This window comes from Pseudomonas sp. NBRC 111143, assembly GCF_001320965.1.
Lineage (GTDB): Bacteria > Pseudomonadota > Gammaproteobacteria > Pseudomonadales > Pseudomonadaceae > Aquipseudomonas > Aquipseudomonas machongensis.
Genome location: NZ_BCBT01000021.1, coordinates 1 through 22,037, shown reverse-complemented (window position 1 = coordinate 22,037; position 22,037 = coordinate 1). Strand labels below are relative to the sequence as shown.

The window sequence follows — 22,037 nt, the reverse complement described above, 5'->3', positions numbered from 1 at the left end:
ACACCAATAATAACAACCGAGGACACGCTTCATGAGCTCGTTTAAGACACGCCTGCTTGCTCTGATGGTTGCCATATGCAGCCACACGGCCATGGCCGCAGATGAACGCCCGAACTTTCTGATCATCGTCGCCGATGACCTGGGCTACAGCGACCTGGGCAGTTTTGGTGGCGAAATCAGCACCCCGAACATTGACTCACTTGCGCGCGATGGTGTGCGCCTGAGCAACTTCCACACGGCGCCCACGTGCTCGCCGACCCGCGCAATGATGTTCTCTGGCGCCGACAGCCATGTGGCGGGCCTGGGCAACATGGGCGAGCTGCTGCAACCGTTCCAGAAAGGCCAGCCTGGCTACGAAGGGTATTTGAACGAGCGCATGGTTACGGTAGGCCAGGTGCTTCAGGATGCAGGTTACAACACCTACACCACCGGCAAATGGCACCTGGGTCGCACCGAAGAGACCAGCCCCAAGGCGCGCGGCTTCGACCGCTCGTTCATTCTGGTGCAAGGCGGTGCCAGCCACTTCGACGACCAGCACGCCATCATTGCCCAAGACCCCAAGGCGATCTACCGCGAAGACGGCAAGCAGGTGGAAGTGCCCAAGGGCTTCTATTCCAGCGAGTTCTACACCGATCGGCTAATCGACTACATCGAAGCCGACAAAGCTAGCAACAAGCCGTTCATGGCCGTACTGTCCTACACCGCGCCACATTGGCCGCTGCATGCGCCAGACGCTTGGCTGGACAAGTACAAGCACCGTTATGACGCCGGCTACGACTCGATCCGCCAGGCCCGCCTGGAGCGCCAGAAGCAGCTGGGTATTGTCGCGGCCAACACAACGCCCAACACACCCATGGCCAAGGGCCTGCCGAGCTGGGGCCAGTTGAGCGATGAACAGCGCCAGCGTGAGGCGCGCAACATGGAGATCTATGCGGCGATGGTGTCCAACATGGACTACCACATTGGCCGACTGCTCACGTACCTGGAGAAAAACGGCAAGCTGGACAACACCTTCATCGTGTTCATCTCTGACAACGGTGCCGATGGCAATAGCCCGATCGACCTGCCTGGCAACAAGGAGTGGCTGGCCAAGGACTTCGACAACAGCCTGAAAAACATCGGGCACAAAGGCTCGTATGCCGACTATGGCGCACAATGGGCCCAGGTCAGCTCCACGCCGTATCCGCTGTTCAAGGGGTTCACCAACGAGGGCGGCATTCGCGCGCCAGCCATCATCAGCGCGAAAATGCTGAAGAAGGCCCACCTGCAAGGCACGCTCAACAACGACATGGTCCATGTGATGGACCTGATGCCAACCTTGCTGGACCTGGCGGGGGTGCCGGCGCTGGGCAAGACATTCCAAGGTCGCCCGGTGCAAGCCATCAGCGGCAAGAGCATGCGCCCATTGCTTGAAGGTCGGGCCATGGCCCAGCGTCAGATCGGCTGGGAACTGTTCGGCCGCAAGGCGCTGCGCAAGGGCCATTGGAAAATCACCTTGGTCAATCCACCTTACGGCACCGCCCAGTGGCAGCTGTACGACCTCAAGAGCGACCCGACCGAAAGCCGCGACCTGGCCCAGGCCGAGCCGGGCAAGCTGAAGGAAATGCTCGTGGCGTGGGACCAGTACGCGAAGGAAAACAACGTGCTCGATGGCAAGTTCGACCTCAAGTACGGGTTCCAGACTTGCCTCTACGAATACTGTTTCAAGTAGCCGTTGAGCACGATCACGCTGCCTGCTTGACTGGAGCAGGCGGCGGTCTTTGAAGACCTTGCAACCAGTCGCAGTAGCGGGCCACGCCTTGCTCGACTACCATTGTAGGTGCCGTGTAACCGGCAGCGCGCAAGCGCTCCAGGTCGGCGCAGGTGTAACACTGGTACTTGCCACGCAAATGTTCAGGAAATTCGCTGTACTCCAGAATGCCTTCCAGCAAGGCCATATCAAGTGACAACGAGGGTTGGCCTTGCTGCCCGCGCAACCGATTGATCACAGCCAGGGCCACATCATTGAATGGTTGGGCGCGGCTACTGCCAACAGAACTGCCGGCGCACCTGTTGCATCGAACAGGAACTTCGAATAGCCATAGACGTTCAGCGGGCGCTCACATTCGCGCTGTTCACGAAAGTCCTCGTCGGCTCCGTAGACGCGGGAAGAAATGCAGGTGCGCTGCCCCGAACTGCTAATCACCAACTATTCAATGCTCGAATACATGCTAATGCGTCCGTTGTCACGGGGCAGGCCCATTGCAGGTCTCATTTCCAGCAGATGGCAGGCTCAGGAAATTATCGTTTGCCGGCTCAATGGCCAGTTTGCCGGTTTTGGTCGGCACAAAGTCCATTGTCGGCATTTCATCGTTGGTGCCGAGCTTGAGGAGTCTGCCATTGAACGTCACCGTTTTGTCGGTCAGCGTTGGTCGCTTGCAAGGTGTAGCGGCGTGCGGCGACGGGCACGGTCAGTGATGCCGTTTGATACCGGGCAGTGTTGAGCACCAGCAGGGCGAGGCCGCTCGGTTGGTCACGTAAATGTTGCTAAAAGATTGTAGAGAAAGCGAGCACTAAGCTGCAACGTTTGGATAGGGGGTGAGCATCACTCCACCGGAAATTTGGTCATACGTCCGCGTGGTCGTCGAGTGCATGAAGCTTGATGGGATTATCTCCAAAGTCGTGAGAGTAGATGGAATGTACGGGAGGGCATCTCGATACCTGGGGCTGTTGATCGCAGTCATCTCGCCGTTCGAGGGAGTGATCATGAACGATTTCAGGTAGCATCTCTATTACAAGTCCCCGGCATGGTCGTCGATGAGCTTGCTGAGACTTAACCGCATGCGCTTTTCGGTCATGGCGTAGGAGCAGTACTGGCATGTTCCTTCAATTTCTAAAGTTGATATCTTCGGCGAGCAGTGACGCCATGGTACAGCCCGACATTCTCATGTGCGAGCCAGTTAGAGGGCGTCAGATGCAGAGCCTGGCGGGTGTCGAGCCATGAGCTTGACTCTGAGTGAGGTCCTGAACCTGCCCGGCTTGGAAGACATGAGGGTCCGCGCAGGCGAGCTTTACTTGCAACGGCGAGTATGCTGGTCCTACGTGGCGGGAAATGAGGGTATCACCGCGTGTAAAATGGGCGGCGAACTAGTATTTATTTCGGAAATCAATTACCTATGTGACGAACGCAAGTTACTCACTTTGGTCGAGACTGGTGCTGTGTTGGGTATTGCCGGGATGGTGGTTCTTACTGGAGGCCCGTTTCCCCAGTGCATCCCGTCTGCAGTGATCGCTCGTGCTGAACAGTTGGGATTGTCGCTGATCGAGCAGCCCTCTCCGCTGAAGTTGGTGTTTGTGACCCACCTGATCGATACGGCCCTGATGCATATGACTCAAGTGCGGCGCTCACGTAACCACATTCTCGGCCAGTTGCTGACCGGAGATTACCCGAGTCTGGCCATTGCCCGACAGCGGGCTGCGCATCTGCAACTGATGCTTGATATTCCACGGCGACTGGTCGTGCTGCGCTTGTCAGGTATCGAGACGCTGTTTGAGCGCCAAGGCTTGGCCCAAGGCGAGCAGCTGTGGCAAGCCACTCGCCAGTCCATGGAAGACCAACTTGAAGCCTGGGGTCGCAGCCGCCCGGGAACGGTGATGGTAGAGATGCCGGGCGACCTCTTCGTGCTACTGCTGGCGGATGCCGATGACCTGCCGGCAGCCTTGACCACGTTGCGTCGGCAACTGATCGGAGTGGCAGGGGAGTTGGATATGTACATGGGCCTGTCGAGCGTTGCTGAAGATTGTGGTCATTACCGCCGACTGCTCAACGAAGCGCGCCAGGCGCTGAATGTGGCGCAGAAACTGCGCCCGGAGAGCGGATACTGCGATTTCAACGAGTTGGGCGTGTTGGGTTTGCTGCAGGGGGTAGTCGACCGCACGCTCATCGACGACTTCGTCGAAAAGACACTCGGCCCGTTGTTCGTGCCCGGCCGTAAACACCCTAAAGTACTCGTGCATACCCTCGACGCTTTGCTCAAGGAAAATGGCAACGGGCTCAAGGCTGCCCAGCGCCTGGGACTTCACCGTAACACCATCAATCAACGTATCCAGCGCATCGAACAACTGAGTGGAAAATCCTTGGACGATCCACTTTTTCGTATGAATGCTTCGATCGCTATTATGGTATGGCACATGTCTATCGCCCGAGGTAAGGAATAATGACATGAACATCATCAATGCGCGCCTGCGTAGCAAGCGTAGTCCGCTTCGTCCTGAATGGCATGACATCTAGCCAGATCCAAGTGATGGTCCAAAACTGTGCGGAATGACCGAGATTCCCCTGCAGAATTGTGGTGGCGCCCTCGTGGAGCGCACATTCACTTGGATGCCCTCACATTGCGGGCCAGCTGAGGGGAGCATGGCGAGGAAATCCTGGACCGCGCCACGAAAACTAACGACAGGGTTGTTCAGTGAAGTGAAGAGACTACCTTTTTCCGCTCGCCGATTGGTGAGACACCAAAGAAACGACTGTAGCACTTTGAGAAGTGTGCTGGCGAAATGAAACCACAGGCGAGGGCGATATCACGCACTTGGGATTCACTGTGTAGCAATAGTTGCCTAGCCCGTGTCAGGCGTAGTTCCAAGTAATACTGACTCGGTGTGTTTTGAAGATGCTTGTGGAACAAACGCTCCATTTGCCGAACCGAGATCTCATTCAGTTCTGCAAGCTCTTCCAAGGTCATCGGGTCTTCAAGGTTGGCTTCCATGATTGTAACAATCTGACTGAGTTTGGGCTGAGAGGTGCCGAGCTTTTGCCGCAAAGGCACGCGCTGGCGCTCTTGCGATCCACGTACTCGATCACATAACAGCAGTTCAGCCGCATGACTGGCAATGTCCCGCCCGCCAGGTTCTCGGGCAATCAGTTGTAGGATCATGTCCATGGACGCCACGCCGCCGGAGCTCGTGAAACGGTCACGGTCAAGCTCAAACAGTTGGTTGGAAATGATAATGCCGGGAAATCGCTCTTTTAGCGCCTCGATATCTTCCCAGTGGATGGTACACCGATAACCAGTGAGCAGATTGGCGCGTGCTAGCAAATGGCTGCCTGTGCAAATACCGCCCAATGGCACCTGGTCATGTGCCAACTTGCGAAGCCAGTTGAGGATGGGGCGGGTATTGTGGTCGGAGACTATCGGGTTTGGCCCCACCACGAACAGCATGTCCAGCTTTGGGGCATCCTTGATACTGAAATCGGGCAGGATGCGCATGCCGTTACTGGCACTCACTGGCTCCATGTCGGCTGCAATGATCAGGGTCTGGAACATGGTTTTGCGTGCTGCCAGGTTGGCCATGCGCAAGGTTTCCACCGCCGAGGCGAAGCCAATGGTGGTGAAATTGGGAATGATCAGGAAACCGACGACTTTCAGCGGCGGGGCATCATTGACAGGGTATGCCGGTGCCAACGGCGAGGATTTTAACGTACCCATCAATACGACTCCTTGAATGCAAAAAAATGACGTGCTCTGCGTCTGGTTGCCGTAAATCGGCAATTCATTGTGTTTAGGTTGATGCATTTGTCAGAGTGATAGTACACGCAGTGCCTAAGCATTGGGAGGCGCCCCGGTGAAAAGCAAAAACCCTGCGAAAGCAACACCTTCACAGGGTGGGTAACGACTCGGCCTGGTCAGGCAGGCTTGCTCGCCACGGTGGCCGAAGTGCTCTTTTTAGACGAGAAAATGGCGCTCACGCAGACGATGGACAGCGCCAGCGCACCAGTTGCCACCACTTCCATGCGATGCCCTGGCATCACCAGCATCATCGTCAAGATACTGATGATGGAGAAGATGACCAGGTAGCTGAGCCAGGGGAACAGCCACATCTTGAAGTCCAGCGCAGTACCTTGGCTATCCATCCGATTACGCAGAACCAATTGCGAAACAGCGATTGCCAGATAGACTAGAAGCGCTACCGCCCCCGAACTTGCCAGCAGGAAGGAAAACACCTCGTCGGGAGCGAAGTAATTGAGTGCTGTGGTCAAGAAGCCCACTGCGGTGCTGGCTAGCACTGCAATCACTGGCACGCCCGTCGCTGAGGTGCGCTGCAGAACGCGAGGACCGTCGCCGCGCTTGCTCAGCGAATAGACCATGCGCGATGCGGTGTAGATGGCCGAATTGAGGCAACTGGCAACGGCAATCAGCACGACGATATCGACGATCATCTTGGCGTGCGGGATGTTCATCAGCTCAAGGGCCCGTTGATAGGAGCCGACCTGTACTAGCATGGGGTCGTTCCAGGGCACGATGGAGATGATCAGGAACACCGAGACGATGTAGAAGATCCCCATTCGCCACACCACGGAATTGGTGGCACGGGTGATTTGCTTGGAGGGGTTTTTCGACTCGGCGGCGGCAATGGTGACAATTTCAGTACCCATGAAACTGAACACGGTGGTGAGCATGGCACCGATGACAGCGGTCATGCCGTTGGGCATGAAACCACCAAACTCATGACTCAGGTTGACCACGCCGCTAACTGAAATATCGGGCAGCGCGCCTGTCAGTGCCAATGCACCCAGAGCAATGAACCCTAGCACCGCGATAACCTTGAGCATCGCAAACCAAAACTCGAATTCACCGTAGCGCGCCACACTGAACAGGTTAGTTACGGTCAGCAAACCGGTAACCACCAGTGCGAATTCCCAGGTTTCTATCGCAGGGAACCAGGCATGCAGAATGGCCGCTGCTGCAATGGCTTCGATTGGAATGACCAGCACCCAGAACCACCAGTACAGCCAGCCAATGGTAAAGCCTGCTGTACGTCCCATTGCGCGCTCGGCGTAGGTGGAGAATGACCCGGTATCTGGCGAGGCCACCGCCATTTCTCCGAGCATGCGCATGACCAGAACGACCAGTGTGCCAGACATGATGTACGCGAGAATTGCCGCAGGACCGGCTGCAGCAATGGCATGCCCCGAGCCGATGAAGAGGCCGGCGCCAATAGCGCCGGCGATTGACAACATGGTGACGTGGCGCTGCTTGAGGCCGGGGGCCAGAGTTGAGTTGCTGGACATGCTAATTACCCTTTTTATTCTTGAAGGAGGGTGAACTGCGAACGGCGGTGCTGCTCTGGGCTGGAGATCGGTGTTATTTCTGCAGGTCGAAGGCCTCCCGCACAGCGCTGCTAATGCCCTCTACGCAAACTCGCAGAATCAACTCGCCTTTTTCTCGGTTGGCGCCCTTAGGCGAGGAAAGCGTTCCGCAGGCGGGGGTGCGTTCAGGGATGATGGGGAAGACATCGTAAGGTGGGAATTTTGCCGGAGGGTGGTCGACGGCGCGGCTCAGGTCGACCTTTTCAGGGTGCAGGGCCAGCATCAGTGACGTTTCGAAAACGCCACCGTGTTCGATGTCCCAGCCGAGGAAACCTTCGGGGTAGAGCTCTTCGATGACCGCCGGCGCGTTGACGAAATCCCAGTAGGACAGAACGACCACCTTGAAATCGGTGATACCGCCATAACGCAGTTCGCGCAGCGCCAGGTCGATGCCTTCGACGATGAACATCGAGTTTTCATAATGGCCATTCATCAAGACCAGCTTGCGCGCCCCATGCCGGGCGAGTTCGCGGATGATGTCCTGGATGGTATGGGTCAGTGTTGCGCCATCCAGGCTGGTGGTGCCGGGAAAGTGGTTGCCACCTCCCGACTTCTGCTGTGACTTGTAGCCATAGGCCAAGGCGGGTAACACCAAGCCGTCGACTTCTCGCGCTACTGCCTTGCACAGGGCGGTAGGCAATAGCACATCCACCTCCATGCACATGTGATGACCGTGCTGCTCCAAGGCGCCCACCGGCAAGAAAATCGTGCTGCCGGAAGCTACCTTCTGTGCGTACTCAGGCCAGGTGAGTTCGCCAACCACTACGCTTTCGTTCATCGGTTATCTCTCTTTATTCTTGTATTCGTTGAAGTAGTCCGTTTGCAGCGAGCCAGTACATGCAACGATTTGATCAGATCACAACGACATTCACTTGTCAGTTCCCGACCTGAATTTGACAAATGCTGACGGACCTGCGATCCAGGTGGGTCGGGTGGGGCAGGGGGCGAATTTGACAAATTACAGGTCGGAAAAACACAACTTGCCCTGATGGCAATCTGCTGCAATCGGTAATCACACAGGCGGTGAAAACCTTGGGGAAGCGGGGCGAAAGCGCGGCTGGGCCAAGGCACTTTTGATTACCGAGGGTATCTCCATGACGCGTCGCGCCGATTTTTCACGCCGTACATTCATCAAGAACAGCAGCATTTTGGCCGGTGTGGCGGCGCTCTCCGGGGTACTTCCGAACAGAACCTTTGGCGCAGCCGAAAAAGAACTGGTGATACTGGCGTGGGCAGGCCACGCCGCGCCCGACATCGTCGCGGATTTCGAGCGCGAGCATGGGGTCAAGGTGCGGGCCAAGTACTACACCGGCGGCGATAACATGCTGGGGCTCATTTCGCAGTCACCACCGGGCACCTTCGACCTGATCCTGTCGGATGCCGAGTATGTGCAACAACTCAACGCCGCCGACTATATCGAGCGACTGGACCTTGCCGATTATCCCTTCGATGACTTCTACCCAGAGTTTCAGCACTTTCCAGGGCACTGGCAGGGCGATGAACTGTATTCGGTCATGGTCCGCTTCGGCTTTCTCGGTATCGCCTTCAATACCCAGTTGCTGCCGGAGTCCAAGGCGAAAAGCTACCAGGTGTTCTGGGACGATAGCCTCAAGGGCAAGGTCGGCCACTTCGACTGGCACCTGCCAAACCTGGGCCAGATCAGTTTGCTCAATGGCAACAGGCTGCCCTACGACATCGACGCGGCGCACTGGAAGAGGCTCCAGGACAAAACCATGAGCCTACGCGGACAAGTGGCCGGGTTCTCCGATTATGGCGGTACCTTCTCCTCCCTGAAAAACGGCCAGATCCACGCGATGTGTGGCATTGGCGACTGGATTACCGGGGTCTTGCAGCGTGCCGGGGCACCGGTAAAAACAGTGATACCCGAGGAGGGCGGCCTGCAATGGACCGAGTCTTATTGCATCGCCAAGAAAGCCCACAGCCCGGAACTTGCGAAGAAGTTCATTCAATACATCACCTCCCCTGAAGGCCAGGTGAAGTCGGCGAAGATGGAGGCTTACCCGGCGCTGATTCCCAATAAGCGCGGCTGGGAGTTGCTGAACAAGACCGACCTTGCCGAAGCCAGACGCCAAGGCATGGTACTGGGCCAGCGCAATGTCATGGACGACATCCGCGAGGGGCGTATTCAGTATCGCGCGCTCCCCGTGCAGCAGAGCCTGGAGGACTGGAACGACTTCTGGTCGCAGTACAAGGGCGCTTGATGGCGCCTACACAGGAGCGGCGTAATGATTTCGAACAAGCTATCGCCCCCACTGCCCGCCAGTGAGGAGCCTGCACGCACGCGTGGGCAGTTCGGCAAGCGCACCTGGCGCTTACCGGGGTATGGGCTGATCCTGTCGCTGCCGATACTGGTCTGGCAGCTACTGTTTTTTGTAGCGCCCTTGCTGTTTCTGCTGACCATCAGTTTTTGGCTGGTGCGCAACTTTCGCATGGTCCCTGCGTTCGAGTGGCTGAACTGGAAGTACCTGTTCAGCCGCGAGTACTTCTGGGATGCCTACTTGCACACCTGGGCGATGGCGGCGGGGGCCAGTGTGCTGATCAGTGCCGTAGCCTTTCCGTGCGCCTATACAATTGCCTTCAAGTTCCGCGAATCGACCCGGCAATGGTTGGTGCTGTTGTTGATCACGCCATTTTTTACCAGTTACCTGGTGCGCACCTATTCCTGGCAAGTCTTTCTCAGTGACCAGGGGCTGCTCAATAGCGCCCTGGCGTTGCTGGGGATTGGGCCGTTGCCCTTGCTCAATACCAGTTTTGGTAGCTATGTGGGTTACTTCACCCTGTGCCTGCCGCTGGTAGTGTTGCTGCAGTTGTTCAGCCTCATGTACATCGACCGCACGCTGATCGAAGCTGCCCACAACTTGCGCGCGGGCCGTCTGCGCACGGTATTTGGGGTAGTGATTCCATCGGCGCGGGTCGGCATCGTCATCGCCGCACTGTTCTGTTTCATCATGACCTTCGGTGACTTTGTCAGCCCGCTCTATCTAGGGGGCGGCCAACCACCAACCTTGAGCACCCTGATTACCGACACGACCAAATCGGGGCAGCAATGGCCACGCGCGGCGGTTATTGCCACGACGATGATCGTGACCTTGCTGGCCACGGCGTTCCTGATGGTTCGCCACGCCTACAGGAGGCGCGCATGAACGAACATCGTGTCATCAACTTCATGCTGCGCAGCTTCGTCGTCCTGGTGTTCTTGTTCATCCTCACGCCTATCATTGGCAGCTTCGTGTTTTCCTTCAACGTCGACCGCTTCCCATCCTTGCCCCTGGGTGGCTTCAGTTTGCGCTGGTACGAAGCGATTGCCGCCGACCCGCAAGTCTGGCAAGCCTTCAACAACAGCCTGGTCGTCGGTGTGGTGGTATCGCTGGTTTCCACGCTGCTGGGCTTCACTGCCGCCTATACCGACTTTCGTTATCACTTTTTTGGCAAGTCGGTGTACATGGCATTGGCACTGCTGCCTCCTACCATTCCGGTGGTGATTCTGGGCCTGGCGATGCTCGCGTTCTTGTCGCGAATCGGCCTGTCCGGCGAGCTGTATGCCGTCATGATCTGCCACATCGTCATGTGCTCACCATTCGCCATGGCGGTGATTCGCATGCGCCTGGCGCAGATGGCCCCGCAACTGGAGGCCGCCGCCTGGAACCTGAGCGCCAGCCAATGGCAGGCCATGCGCTACGTGATCCTGCCGTTCACCGCCCCGAGCATTTTCGCCGCACTGTTCGTGACCATGGCCGTGTCGTTCGACGAGTTCGCGGTGGCCTGGTTCGTTTCGGGCCTTAACGAGACAGTCCCGGTACGCATCCTCAATACTTTGCAAGGGCAGGTCAGCCCGACCATCAATGCGATAGGCACGATCGTTTTCATCACCACGATCACGCTGACGATCGTTGCCCAGGTTTTGCTCATGCGCCGGCAGAAGAAACCGGCTGACGGCAAAAAAAGCTGAACATCCCATGCCGACGCAGGAGCTCCCCATGACTCAACCGTTAGTGGTATTCGATAACGTGACCAAACAATTCGGCAGTTACGTCGCTGTCGAACCGATGAACCTGGAAATCTACAAGGGCGAGTTCGTCGCGATCATGGGCTCCAGTGGCTGTGGTAAAACCACCACGCTGCGCATGCTTGCCGGGCTCGACAAGCCCAGCAGCGGTGAAATTCGCTTGAACGGCGAGCGCATCAACGACCTGTATTCCTGGCAAAGGGACACCCCGCTGGTGTGGCAGAACCTGGCGCTGTTCCCCTTTCTGAGCGTGCTTGAAAACGTTGAGTTCGGTTTGCGCATGCGCGGCATGGGCAAAGCTGAACGGCGCAAAAAAGCCCTGCACTGGCTAGAGCGCCTGGACCTGGGCGAGTTTGCCAACCGTGATATAAGCATGCTTTCTGGCGGGCAACGGCAGCGGGTGGCGCTGGCGCGTTCACTGGTCACCGAGCCCCCGATACTGCTACTGGACGAACCGCTCAGTGCCCTCGATGCGCACTTGAGCGTGCGCATGCAGGCGGTGTTGACTGGGTTGCAGAAGGACCTTGGCATCACCTTCGTCTATGTCACCCACAGCCAATCCGAAGCCTTCGCCATGGCTGACCGCGTGGTGATCATGAGCCGTGGCCGGGTTGAGCAGATTGGCACGCCCAAGGATATTTTCTTCGAACCGCACAACCGTTTTGTCGCTGAATTCGTCGGCGGCAAGAACATGCTTGGCGGCGTTGTGCTTGGCTTCGACGACACCGGGCTGGTGCAACTGGACTCGGCGTATGGTCGCTTTCTGGCACGCTTGCCCGAAGACCGATCTGTTGCGGTAGGGGAAGAGGTCACCCTGTGCATCAGTGCCGAACATATCAACCTCGCCGCGCAACCGACCACAGCCAGCCGCCTGGCGTGTACCGTGATGGGGGAGGAATTCATTGGGTCAATGGTCAACATATACCTGGAAGCCGCCAACGGGCTGGAACTGCAAGTGCAGAAGCCGTACGCGGATTACGACCTACTTGGGCTCAAGAGCGGGCAGAGGGTGCATGTCGGGTGGGACGATGCGCGGGCGCTGATTTTACGTGGCAATTAGAGGTCGATATCTGACATCTGCGCAGGGGCGGCAGCGTGGACAATTGTAGACGTACCCACGCCCAGTTGACCCGAAGGAGGCAGTACATGCAGCAATTGACTGAAACCAGCGAAAACCTGGCCAGCGCCGTGCGTATTGGCTTCCTGCTGGCCGAAGGGTTCGATTTCTATGCCTTGGCCGCTGCGCTGGAACCCTTGCGCCAAGCCAACGACGTGGCCCGCTGCGTGGTCTGCGAATGGCAGATACTGAGCCTTGAGGGCCAGCCGCTGAAGGCCAACAATGGCATCGTGGCGGCCACCGTGCAACTGAGCCAGGCCAAGCCCCTCGATGTGCTGATTCTGTGCCTTGGCAGTGAATTGCAGTTGTGTACCGACGACAGTGTCCGCGAATCGCTGGCGCTGCTGACCAAACCGACCTGCCGCACGCTCGATGTCGGCGAATTGGCCGAATTCATCGGCGTTGCCCGGTTGTCCCCGTAGCGCGTGTTCACCCGCTACCAGAGCTGAACCTGCCTCGATAATTATCTTGATCCGCGCCTGCAATGGGCGCGACATCGCGCGTTTCCTCTCCTTCATTCCCCCTCATCTATACCTCTGCCTGTTCTTGCCGCAGCGAGGCCTGTACGGCAGTGGCGGGCAATATTGTCCTTTCCATAGCGGCGTTTACAGCAAGGCGGATCTGATCATCTAGGGGTCGGATTCGCGCAAAAAAGGCCGCCTTTTATCTGTTCGAATGATCTCCAGTGGCACCCAAAACAGGGCCTCTCTACTGATCACCTACCAAGGAGTGAAGACATGCAAATGCCGAAAACAATACAGATTCAAAACGGCGAAAAAGTTAAGCCGACGTTCTCGCACCAGGAATACGCCAACCGTCAATCCAAGTTGCGCAGCTACCTGGCCCAGAACAATATCGACGCCGCTGTCTTCACGTCTTATCACAACATCAACTACTACAGCGATTTCCTGTATTGCTCGTTCGGCCGTCCTTATGCCCTGGTGGTGACTCAGGATGCCGTGGTGTCGATCAGCGCCAACATCGACGGTGGCCAGCCATGGCGGCGTACCGTGGGCACCGAAAACATCATCTACACCGACTGGCAGCGCGATAACTACTTTGTCGCGATTCAACAAGCCTTGCCCAAGGCCGGACGTATCGGGATCGAGTTCGACCACTTGAACCTGGTCAACCGCGACAAATTGGCCAGCCGTTATCCCCAGGCCGAGCTGGTGGACGTCGCCGCGCCATGCATGCGCATGCGCATGATCAAGTCGGCTGAAGAGCACGCCATCATTCGTCACGGTGCCCGCGTTGCCGATATCGGTGGTGCTGCGGTGGTTGAGGCCCTGCGTGACCAGGTGCCTGAGTACGAAGTGGCGCTGCATGCCACCCAGGCCATGGTCCGTGAAATTGCCCGCACTTTCCCCGATTCCGAACTGATGGACACCTGGACCTGGTTCCAGTCTGGTATCAACACCGATGGCGCGCATAACCCGGTAACCTCTCGCAAGGTCAACAAGGGCGACATTCTGAGCCTCAACTGCTTCCCGATGATCGCCGGTTACTACACCGCGCTGGAGCGCACGTTGTTCCTCGACCATTGCTCCGATGAGCACCTGCGCCTGTGGGAGGTCAACGTCAAGGTCCACGAGGCCGGCCTGAAGCTGATCAAGCCAGGCATGCGTTGCAGCGATATTGCCCACCAGTTGAACGAGATTTTCCTCGAGCACGACCTGCTGCAATACCGCACCTTCGGTTATGGCCATTCGTTCGGCACCCTGAGCCATTACTACGGCCGTGAAGCTGGCCTTGAGCTGCGCGAAGACATCGACACCGTGCTGGAACCTGGCATGGTCGTGTCCATCGAGCCGATGATCATGCTGCCCGAAGGGCTGCCGGGTGCGGGTGGTTACCGCGAGCATGACATTCTGATCGTCAACGAAAACGGCGCTGAAAACATCACCAAGTTCCCATACGGCCCAGAACACAACATCATCAAGAAGTAACCGAGCAAGCCGCACAGGAAACTGTGCGGCTTTTTTTATCCGTATGACTTTTTCCATGCCAAGGTTCAAGGAGGACATGTGTGGAGTACGCGACAGCGCACGCTCGCAATGAACGGGGGCTGCCGCAACCTGGCACAATTGCCAAGGGTTCGCGGCTTTTTTATTTCGCCTGCAGCATCATTTTCGTAGCCTTCAACCTCCGCACTGCGTACCCAAGCCTCGGCGCTGTGCTTGCCGATATATCCAGCGACCTAGGCCTGACGCCTGCCGCCACCAGTGCAATTTCCACCCTGCCTGTATTTTGCCTGGGGTTGTTCGCGCCCGTGGCGCCCTGGCTTGCCCGCAAAATAGGCACAGAGCGCACGATCTTGGTATTGATGGCGGCGTTGTCCACAGGGCTATTGATACGTGGCGCCGGGAACGTCAGCGGCCTGGTGGTCGGTTCGATCGTCATTGGCAGCGCCATCGCCATCATCAACGTATTGCTCCCTGGGCTTATCAAACGCGACTTCGCCAAGATCACCGGGCTGATGGCCGGCCTCTACTCTATGGCGCTGTTGAGCGGTGCGGCGACTGCCGCAGGGTTCACCCTGGCGCTGCAAAGCACCTTGGGCGGTGGCTGGACGACGGCGTTGGCGCTGTGGTCAGTGCCGGCAGCGGCAGCCTGTGCCTGCTGGCTTTTCCAACTGCCCAAGGGCAGTGCGCTGGCACCCAAGGCTGCGCCGCGCGTACGAGGGGTGTGGCGCTGCGCGCTAGCCTGGCAACTCACGCTGTTCATGGTGCTGCAATCGATGTATTCGTTTACCGTGTTCGGCTGGCTCGCCCCGTTTCTGAATGGACGGGGGATGACGCCGCTGGAGTCCAGCGTCATCGTCTCCAGTTCAATCCTGCTACAAATGGTCGCTTGTCTGCTCGGGCCGCTGATAGCCACACGCTTGCCGAGTCAATCCTGGTTCAATGTGGTTGTTGTGGTGCTCACCACGGTCGGTTTTCTCGGCTGCCTGTCCGCGCCGCTCGACACGGTATGGCTGTGGGGCGGGGTACAAGGCATCGGGCAAGGTGCCTTGACTTCCATTGCCATCACCATGATTGTGCTGCGCTCGGCAAACGCACAGGTTGCGGCAGAACTTTCGAGTATGGTGCAAGGCGTCGGCTACGGCCTGGGCGCACTCGGGCCGTTGCTGGTCGGGGTGCTTTATACGCCGGTCATTGGCTATGCGCACGTTGAGATATTTCTTAGCGGGGTAGGCGTAGCGATGCTGTATTTCGGATATACCTCAGGCCGACGCCGACTCGTGGCAGCCCGCTATTAGCGCTATCCTTCAGCTGACACCTAGTCACCGGAGCGCTAGGAACATGAAGAAAAGACTACCCTGCGCTTGTGGTGCTGTGGCGCGAAGTTAACCTTGCACTTGGCTGATTGGTAGTCGTTGAGGTCGCAATAGCTGTTGTGGATTTCATTTCTGCTTTCCAGAATCCATCTGTTTCTTGTACCGCCAGTCTTTAGGTATGAAATGCAGTTCTATCTACAATCAAATAGAAAGCAAGGAGGCCTTGCTGTGCGAGTCCTTCGAGGAACTCTGCAAAGGACTGCGCCAGCATGCACGGCTTTGTGTCTACAGGCCATCGAGATCCAACCAAGCATTCAGGAATACGTTCATATTGATAGTTAGCTAGGTAATTGTTAGGGTGAGGTCGTCCTTTTTCTGTTCAGCCTATTGATCTATCTACGCGAAAAACCATCAAGGCTTCCACTATATCAGCTAGCAAATTGTTCCGACCCTCTACCTCGATCAGTGCATTGTGCCTGGCAATGATGTCGTTTGCCTGCCACGCATCCCCCCAAGCGAACCCTCTCGAGGAGCAGGCCTTTATCGGCGCTGCCCAGGTCGAGCAGCAGATGATCGAGTGGCGACGGGACATCCACCAGCACCCAGAGCTCGGCGAGCAGGAAACACGCACTGCCAAGCTGGTCGCCGAGCACCTTGAAAAGCTTGGCCTCGAAGTCCATACGGGTATCGGGCGCACGGGAGTGGTCGGAATTCTCGAAGGTGGCAAATCGGGCCCTACCGTCGCCCTGCGCGCGGATATGGATGCCTTGCCGGTCAAGGAGCCTGCGGGCCTGCCATTCGCCTCGACCGCGCGGGGTACCTATCATGGCCAGCAGGTGGATGTGATGCACGCCTGCGGCCACGACACCCATACCGCCATGCTGATGGCAACTGCGCAAATCCTTGCAGGCATGCGTGACAACCTGCCGGGCAAGGTCATGTTCATTTTCCAGCCGGCTGAAGAGGGCTCGAGCCTGGTCAAAGGCGGAGAGGGGCGGCGTTGGGGGGCGCAGTTGATGCTGCAGGAAGGGCTGTTCGACAAGCTCAAGCCTGATGCGGTGTTCGCTGTGCATGTCATGCCTGGGCCTTCAGGGCAATTGAGTTGGCGTTCGGGTGCCACGACCGCCAGCAGTGACGACTTGAACATCAAGGTTATAGGCCAGCAGGGCCATGGCGGCATGCCTTGGAACACTGTCGACCAGGTAGTGGCCTCTGCACAGGTCATCAACGGCCTGCAGACGGTGGTAAGCCGCCGCACCAAGCTCACCCAGTCGCCAGCGGTGGTCACTGTGGGCATGATCAAAGGTGGTAGTGCACCGAACATCGTGCCGGAAAGCGTCGACATGGCAGGCACCATTCGTACCTACGATCCGGCGGTACGTGCGCAAGTGGCACACGATGTGAAGCTCACGTCCGAGAAGATAGCCGAAAGCGCCGGTGCTACGGCCAAGGTATCAATCGTGCCGGCCTATGACATGACGATGAACAATGAGCAATTGACCGAGCAGATGGCGCCAGTGCTCAAGCGTGCGGCCTATGGCAAGGTCGCCACCACCCCTCTGGTCGGTGCTTCGGAAGATTTCTCCTTCTTCGCAGGCAAGGTACCCGGCCTCTACTTCTACCTGGGCGTGACACCCGACGGGCAGGACCCGGCCAAGGCAGCACCGAATCACAACCCGAAATTCTTCGTCGATGAAAAAGCGCTGATCGTTGGCGCGCGGGCGATGTCGGCGGCCGCCGTTGATTTTTTGTCTGAGCATGCAACTCAGCAGTAATTCAGGATGTAGCGCCGGTCATGCGGCGCTTGCCAATATGCAAAGCAGTGCGATATCAACTGATATGCAGTGTTTTTGCAGTGACAAAAGATACCCTGCGTTTAGTATCCCGTCATCCCGAAGATCTGGAAGGGCAGTGCTCTCCTACTGAGAAAGGTCTTTTGAGCGGTTATGCCATTTTATTAGCTGCTGATGTACTGCAGCTCTGGCGAACTCAATGTCACTACTGCTAATGGCCTGATAAATTGCTTGATATTCGATAATATGCTGTTGCGTCTCGATCGTCGTCGAAGCATGTTGAGTGTTGAAGCTGGATATAGCATCGAGCAAGTACCTGTTGCCACTCGCTACTCCCATTGCTTCACGAAAATTCAGGTCGGAACGTTCGAACTCAGTTGAAATCTGCGCCCCCAAGAGGTCGTCGAGCTTGCGCGCCATACGTTCTAAGTCCCGTACGCTGCGGCGTTGTGCGGCGAGTGCAGCCGCAGCCATCTCGATCACCAGTCGATATTCGAAGGCGGCCAATTCATCAATTTCGAACATGATAGTCCACGTGTTGTTTGCGTACACGCGGAGGATAACTGAGCCCATGCCCACCTGCGTCCGGAGCAATTACAAAGCAGTTATCTATTTTTCAATACTCAAGCGATCAGCAATTTATAGATAACTGTATTGGGTCCTCTCGCATAGCTCGTCAGTGCCGCCCTTCATAGACTTGGCACAACGGTTCTGGAGGACCCTATGGACGCAGTACAAAATCTCGACAACCTGGTGGCAAACGTGTCCACCGTATTCCTGACCGACGCCGATGTCTCCCGTCTGGCCACCTGGCCGAAGGTCATCGCCGCCCTTGCCGATGCCTACTCGCGGCCGTTCCTGCCGGCCATGGTGCCACCACGCATTATGGCGCGAGGCGAGGGCTTCTGGCTGCGAAGCCTGCCGACTTTCGCAGAGATAACGGTAAAGCCATTCGCAGCGTCGGCCGACAGTTCGTCGTGCTTTGCCGCAACCTCAATCTCTTCTCCCAATCGTTCATCGCCATCGACGGCAGCAAATTCAAAGCCGTGAATAACCGCGACCGCAATTTCACTCAAGGCAAGGTGAAGGCGCGCATGCAGCAGATCGAGCAGAGCATCGACCGCTATCTAGCGGCAATGGATTCAGCCGATCGGGCAGCGCCGGAAGTGGCCGAGGCCAAGACTGAGCGATTGAAAGACAAAGTCGAAAAGCTGAAACAGCAGATGCAAAAACTGAAGGACATTGAGGCGCAGCTTCACGCCAGTCCCGATCAGCAAATCTCTCTTACCGATCCAGATGCCCGCTCAATGGCCACAAGCGGCCGAGGCTCCGGCACAGTTGGGTACAACGTACAAACAGCAGTCGACGACAAGCACCATCTGATCATTGCCCATGAGGTGACCAACGTTGGTAATGATCGCGGGCAACTGAGCAATATGGCTAACCAGGCACGTGAAGAAATCGGTGCTGAGGCGCTGACAGTGGTCGCTGATCGAAGCTATTACAAAGGCCCGGAAGTCCTTGCTTGCGAGCAGGCGGGTATCACCACCTTTGTACCGAAACCCCTGACATCGAGCAGCAAAGCGGAAGGCCGATTCGGCAAGCAGGACTTCACCTACATGGCTGCATCGGACGAATATCGATGCCCTGCGGGCCAGTTGCTGACGCGCCGGCATTCCTCGATGGAGGACGGCATGTTACTGCACTGCTATTGGTTTTCAGGATGCCAGAGCTGCTCCATGCAGAAGCAGTGTACGACCGGTAAAGAGCGGCGACTCAAGCGCTGGGAGCATGAAGAAGTAGTCGAGAGAGTGCAAATCCGATTGGAGCAAGATCCAGGGAAGATGAAGGTTCGCCGGCAGACGGTGGAGCATCCCTTTGGCACGCTCAAATTCTGGATGGGAAGTACCCACTTCCTGACCAGAACCCTGCCGAGGGTAAGCACTGAGATGAGCCTTCACGTGCTCGCCTACAACCTCAAACGGATGATGAGCATCTTCGGCATCGCAGGGCTACTTGAGGCAATCAGGGCGTAAACCCCGCCGCTTGCTGGCCCGCAAACAGCTATATGGGCCGCTGACGCGGCCCATATAGCACTACAAATGTCTACTTCGCTGGGTAGGGCTATTCACGCTCTCGCCTGCTAATTCCACAGGCAATCCGCGCGACTCTCAGTTTTCGACGTGTTTACTGCGTTTTCACACAGCCTGGGTCGATAGCGGACGTTCATGAGTTACCTGCAATCTCCAGATTCTAGCGCGGGAGCGCCGAAAGGTACTCCAGATTGCGTTGGGGGTGGGGCAGTTGCGTAGGGAAGCTTGGTGGCGCACAAAGATGCCAATGATGTCTGCCTGAGTTCGAGACTGTCTTTCATCCTTTAATTCAGTTCAGCCAGCACCTTGCCTTGGTCAGGTTGCTTTGCAACCTGACAGTGCATAGCGAGCCCATTCCTCCATAAGCTGTTTTCGTTTTTCGAGCAGATCGCCTCGTCGATACGCTGCTTCAGTCGCATTACTGATTTTATGCGCCAAGGCCATTTCAGGGACGATATTGGCGAAGTTAGTTGTCTCGGCAGCCCAGTCTCTGAAGCTTGATCGGAAACCATGCATGGTGATGACTTCACCCGCTTCGTTGCGCCAGCCTGGTCCGTCGTTGGCTAAGGACTTCTCATCCATACCGCGTATTTTTTGTAGCATTGCCATGTTCGAGAGCGGTCGACCAATGCTCCGCCCCGGGAAAAGCAACCCACTTTTGCTTTCCGCCTTCAGGCACCTGAGCGTATGCAGGGCGGCTTTAGATAACGGTACTCGATGCTGGCGCCCGGCTTTCATCCGGGAAGCCGGAATAGTCCAAATTTCTTCGTCCAGATCAACCTCTTCCCAATACCCACCTATCACTTCGCTTGTGCGCAAAGCGCACAGCACGGTTAACTTCACCGCAGTTGAACTAAGGTCCCAGGATTGCTCTAGTTCTGCCATGAAGGCTGGTAATTGCTCCCAAGGTAGAGCGGGATGATTACCACGGTCTGCCAGCCTTCTTCTAGGCAGAAGCTTGTCCAAGTGACCTCGCCAGCGAGCGGAGTTTTCACCCGTGCGCAGCCGGCGTGCTTTGGCAGCATCGAGAACAAGTTCTAGCCGGTTTCTGACCCTGGCCGCTGTCTCAGGCTTAGCGGTCCATATCGGATTCAGAATCTTCAGGATATCGTCTGTTTCAACTTCGTCGACTGGCTTTTCTCCGATAAAGGGAAATGCATACGTGGTAAGAGTGTTGACCCATTGTTGCGCGTGTTTTGCGTTTTTCCAGCCAGCTCTATGGGCTTCGATGTAGTCCACGGCACAAGCGCGGAAGGTGTTTTCAAGGTTCAGATCCCGAGCAATCCGAGCAGCTTCAGCTTGCTGGAGTGCATCAGCCTTATGTGTCAAAGGGTCGATACCCTCCCGAATCAATGCTCTGTGAGTGTCGGCGCGGGAGCGCGCCTCCTTCAACCCATAGTGAGGGTAGGGGCCCAAGCCGATTTCCTTGCGCTTGCCTGCAAGCTGGTAGCGCAGCACCCACGCTTTTCCAGACTTTCGAATGACAAGGCGCAGGCCATCGCCATCATCGTACTTGCCATAGTCCTTGAGGTTTTCTATCAATTTCGCGGTGAGCTTGGGCATGGTGGTGACCTCCGATCTCTGAATCTGGTCCCCCAGTTGGTCCCCCACTCACAGCCTGGAAACAGACGGAACTGGGCGGAAGCTAGAAGACTGTGGCAACATTTAGGTTACCCGCAATATACCGTTCTAGAGCGGCCGGGCGTCGGGTTTTGGATGCCGGTGGTCGGGAGTGGAAACACACTTCGAATGACTACGCTTCCGCCACATTCAAAGCCCTGATTTTTCAGGGCTTTTTGCGTTTCTGGGGGTTAGAAAAACTACCCATGGGAGCACCCTTGGGAATGGTTTCTTTTGGCAGCGCTTCCGAAACTTCCCCTATTTGGTGGGTTTTTGCCAGGCCTCCAACTCGGCGATAGACCCGCTCTCTGATGTAAGCTCTGGTGTGGCGTAGCAGCAGACTAGCGTAGTCGACATCGGTGATTTCCGAGGCTGCTTTCGGGCGAACGTCGCGGAACTGCAATTGGCTGATACCGTCGACCAGCGCCTGGTCACCAGCGGCGACCGCTTCTTTCACGGCTTGCTCCCTGGCATCCTCCTATCGGTGGCGAAGCATCGGTGCCTTGACACGTTTGCCGTCGTCAGTCAGCAGCAGGTATGGCGAGCCATGCGGAGCATTGCGCTCCAGGATCTTTCATATCAGCGCGCCCAAGCTGCTCTCCACTCTGTCCACCTCAAGCATGATCCGCAGCTTCTTTAGTGGCTTCTCCTGATTTAGGCCGAGGTCCCGCGGCACCTCCTCGTTCTCGCGCCCGCCCTGGCAGGGGTTGCGGGGTGTCGTAAATGCAGATGACGCCATGCTCACCGATCGAGACTTCTGACGCGTCAGCAGAGCGATGTTGCGTGGAGTAGTTCCTCGAGGGAATCAGGCGTGGTAGCCAAATGACTCGGCTTTCAGAGAACGCGGACCTGTCCGAAAGCATCTCTGATGCAGCCTGCGATGGGAGCAGGGCATCGAGCACTTAACGTCAGGCTGACGCATTGCTGTGTTCAGAATGGTTCAGGAACCGTATTATCTGAGCGGTGTCTCGGTTTGATACT

General features: G+C 57.0%; 17 protein-coding genes and 1 pseudogene. 11 read left to right on the top strand and 7 right to left on the bottom strand.

Annotated features, from left to right (window positions below; all coding sequences use genetic code 11):
* Positions 1-31: 31 nt before the first annotated feature.
* Positions 32-1,711 carry an arylsulfatase gene (locus tag APH44_RS13675; RefSeq protein ID WP_016488032.1) on the top strand — a complete coding sequence of 560 codons (1,680 nt, stop codon included), beginning with the start codon at positions 32-34 and terminating at the stop codon, positions 1,709-1,711.
* Between the two features lie 273 nt (positions 1,712-1,984).
* Here APH44_RS13675 and APH44_RS30690 read toward each other — a convergent pair whose 3' ends face one another.
* A complete protein-coding gene (locus tag APH44_RS30690; RefSeq protein ID WP_024717428.1) occupies positions 1,985-2,185 on the bottom strand; it encodes a hypothetical protein in 201 nt (66 codons plus the stop codon).
* A gap of 794 nt (positions 2,186-2,979) precedes the next feature.
* Here APH44_RS30690 and APH44_RS13660 point away from each other — a divergent pair.
* Positions 2,980-4,197 carry a PucR family transcriptional regulator gene (locus APH44_RS13660; protein WP_016488028.1) on the top strand — a complete coding sequence of 406 codons (1,218 nt, stop codon included), beginning with the start codon at positions 2,980-2,982 and terminating at the stop codon, positions 4,195-4,197.
* 248 nt (positions 4,198-4,445) lie between these two features.
* Here APH44_RS13660 and APH44_RS13655 read toward each other — a convergent pair whose 3' ends face one another.
* The 3 genes from APH44_RS13655 to APH44_RS13645 all read right to left on the bottom strand — a co-directional run bounded on the left by APH44_RS13655 (position 4,446) and on the right by APH44_RS13645 (position 7,904).
* Entirely contained in the window at positions 4,446-5,465 is a 1,020-nt protein-coding gene (locus APH44_RS13655; RefSeq protein ID WP_016488027.1) for a GlxA family transcriptional regulator, read from the bottom strand.
* Between the two features lie 197 nt (positions 5,466-5,662).
* Positions 5,663-7,048, bottom strand: a complete 1,386-nt coding sequence (gene gabP, locus APH44_RS13650; RefSeq protein ID WP_016488026.1) for a GABA permease — start codon at positions 7,046-7,048, stop codon at positions 5,663-5,665.
* A 73-nt stretch (positions 7,049-7,121) separates the two neighbouring features.
* Positions 7,122-7,904 carry a creatininase gene (locus APH44_RS13645; RefSeq protein ID WP_016488025.1) on the bottom strand — a complete coding sequence of 261 codons (783 nt, stop codon included), beginning with the start codon at positions 7,902-7,904 and terminating at the stop codon, positions 7,122-7,124.
* Between the two features lie 316 nt (positions 7,905-8,220).
* Here APH44_RS13645 and APH44_RS13640 point away from each other — a divergent pair, with 316 nt between their 5' ends.
* The 8 genes from APH44_RS13640 to APH44_RS13605 all read left to right on the top strand — a co-directional run bounded on the left by APH44_RS13640 (position 8,221) and on the right by APH44_RS13605 (position 17,325).
* Entirely contained in the window at positions 8,221-9,348 is a 1,128-nt protein-coding gene (locus tag APH44_RS13640; RefSeq protein WP_054893206.1) for a spermidine/putrescine ABC transporter substrate-binding protein, read from the top strand.
* Positions 9,349-9,372: 24 nt separating this feature from the next.
* Positions 9,373-10,290: an ABC transporter permease gene (locus tag APH44_RS13635; protein WP_024717429.1), complete on the top strand. Its 918-nt coding sequence runs from the start codon at positions 9,373-9,375 to the stop codon at positions 10,288-10,290.
* Positions 10,287-11,096, top strand: coding sequence for an ABC transporter permease (locus tag APH44_RS13630; RefSeq protein ID WP_016488022.1), 810 nt, complete (start codon positions 10,287-10,289; stop codon positions 11,094-11,096). Before APH44_RS13635 ends, APH44_RS13630 begins: the two co-directional genes overlap by 4 nt.
* A gap of 28 nt (positions 11,097-11,124) precedes the next feature.
* A complete protein-coding gene (locus tag APH44_RS13625) occupies positions 11,125-12,213 on the top strand; it encodes an ABC transporter ATP-binding protein (protein WP_016488021.1) in 1,089 nt (362 codons plus the stop codon).
* Positions 12,214-12,299: 86 nt separating this feature from the next.
* A complete protein-coding gene (locus tag APH44_RS13620) occupies positions 12,300-12,692 on the top strand; it encodes a hypothetical protein (RefSeq protein ID WP_016488020.1) in 393 nt (130 codons plus the stop codon).
* Positions 12,693-13,007: 315 nt separating this feature from the next.
* Entirely contained in the window at positions 13,008-14,219 is a 1,212-nt protein-coding gene (locus APH44_RS13615) for a M24 family metallopeptidase (protein WP_016488019.1), read from the top strand.
* A gap of 80 nt (positions 14,220-14,299) precedes the next feature.
* A complete protein-coding gene (locus APH44_RS13610) occupies positions 14,300-15,532 on the top strand; it encodes an MFS transporter (protein WP_016488018.1) in 1,233 nt (410 codons plus the stop codon).
* A 500-nt stretch (positions 15,533-16,032) separates the two neighbouring features.
* Positions 16,033-17,325, top strand: coding sequence for an amidohydrolase (locus tag APH44_RS13605; RefSeq protein WP_016488017.1), 1,293 nt, complete (start codon positions 16,033-16,035; stop codon positions 17,323-17,325).
* A 144-nt stretch (positions 17,326-17,469) separates the two neighbouring features.
* On the opposite strand, the gene APH44_RS13600 is transcribed toward APH44_RS13605, so the two are convergent.
* Positions 17,470-17,868 carry an FCD domain-containing protein gene (locus APH44_RS13600; protein WP_161775543.1) on the bottom strand — a complete coding sequence of 133 codons (399 nt, stop codon included), beginning with the start codon at positions 17,866-17,868 and terminating at the stop codon, positions 17,470-17,472.
* Positions 17,869-18,263: 395 nt separating this feature from the next.
* On the opposite strand from APH44_RS13600, the pseudogene APH44_RS13595 reads away from it, so the two are divergent.
* Positions 18,264-19,379: pseudogene (locus APH44_RS13595) on the top strand (IS1182 family transposase); the annotation flags it as partial.
* Between the two features lie 372 nt (positions 19,380-19,751).
* On the opposite strand, the gene APH44_RS13590 reads toward APH44_RS13595, so the two are convergent.
* The gene (locus APH44_RS13590) at positions 19,752-20,999 is read right to left on the bottom strand and encodes an integrase arm-type DNA-binding domain-containing protein (RefSeq protein ID WP_024717430.1); all 1,248 of its coding nucleotides are present in this window, start codon (positions 20,997-20,999) and stop codon (positions 19,752-19,754) included.
* A gap of 223 nt (positions 21,000-21,222) precedes the next feature.
* Positions 21,223-21,513, bottom strand: a complete 291-nt coding sequence (locus APH44_RS29120) for a hypothetical protein (RefSeq protein ID WP_177339409.1) — start codon at positions 21,511-21,513, stop codon at positions 21,223-21,225.
* Positions 21,514-22,037 lie beyond the last annotated feature (524 nt).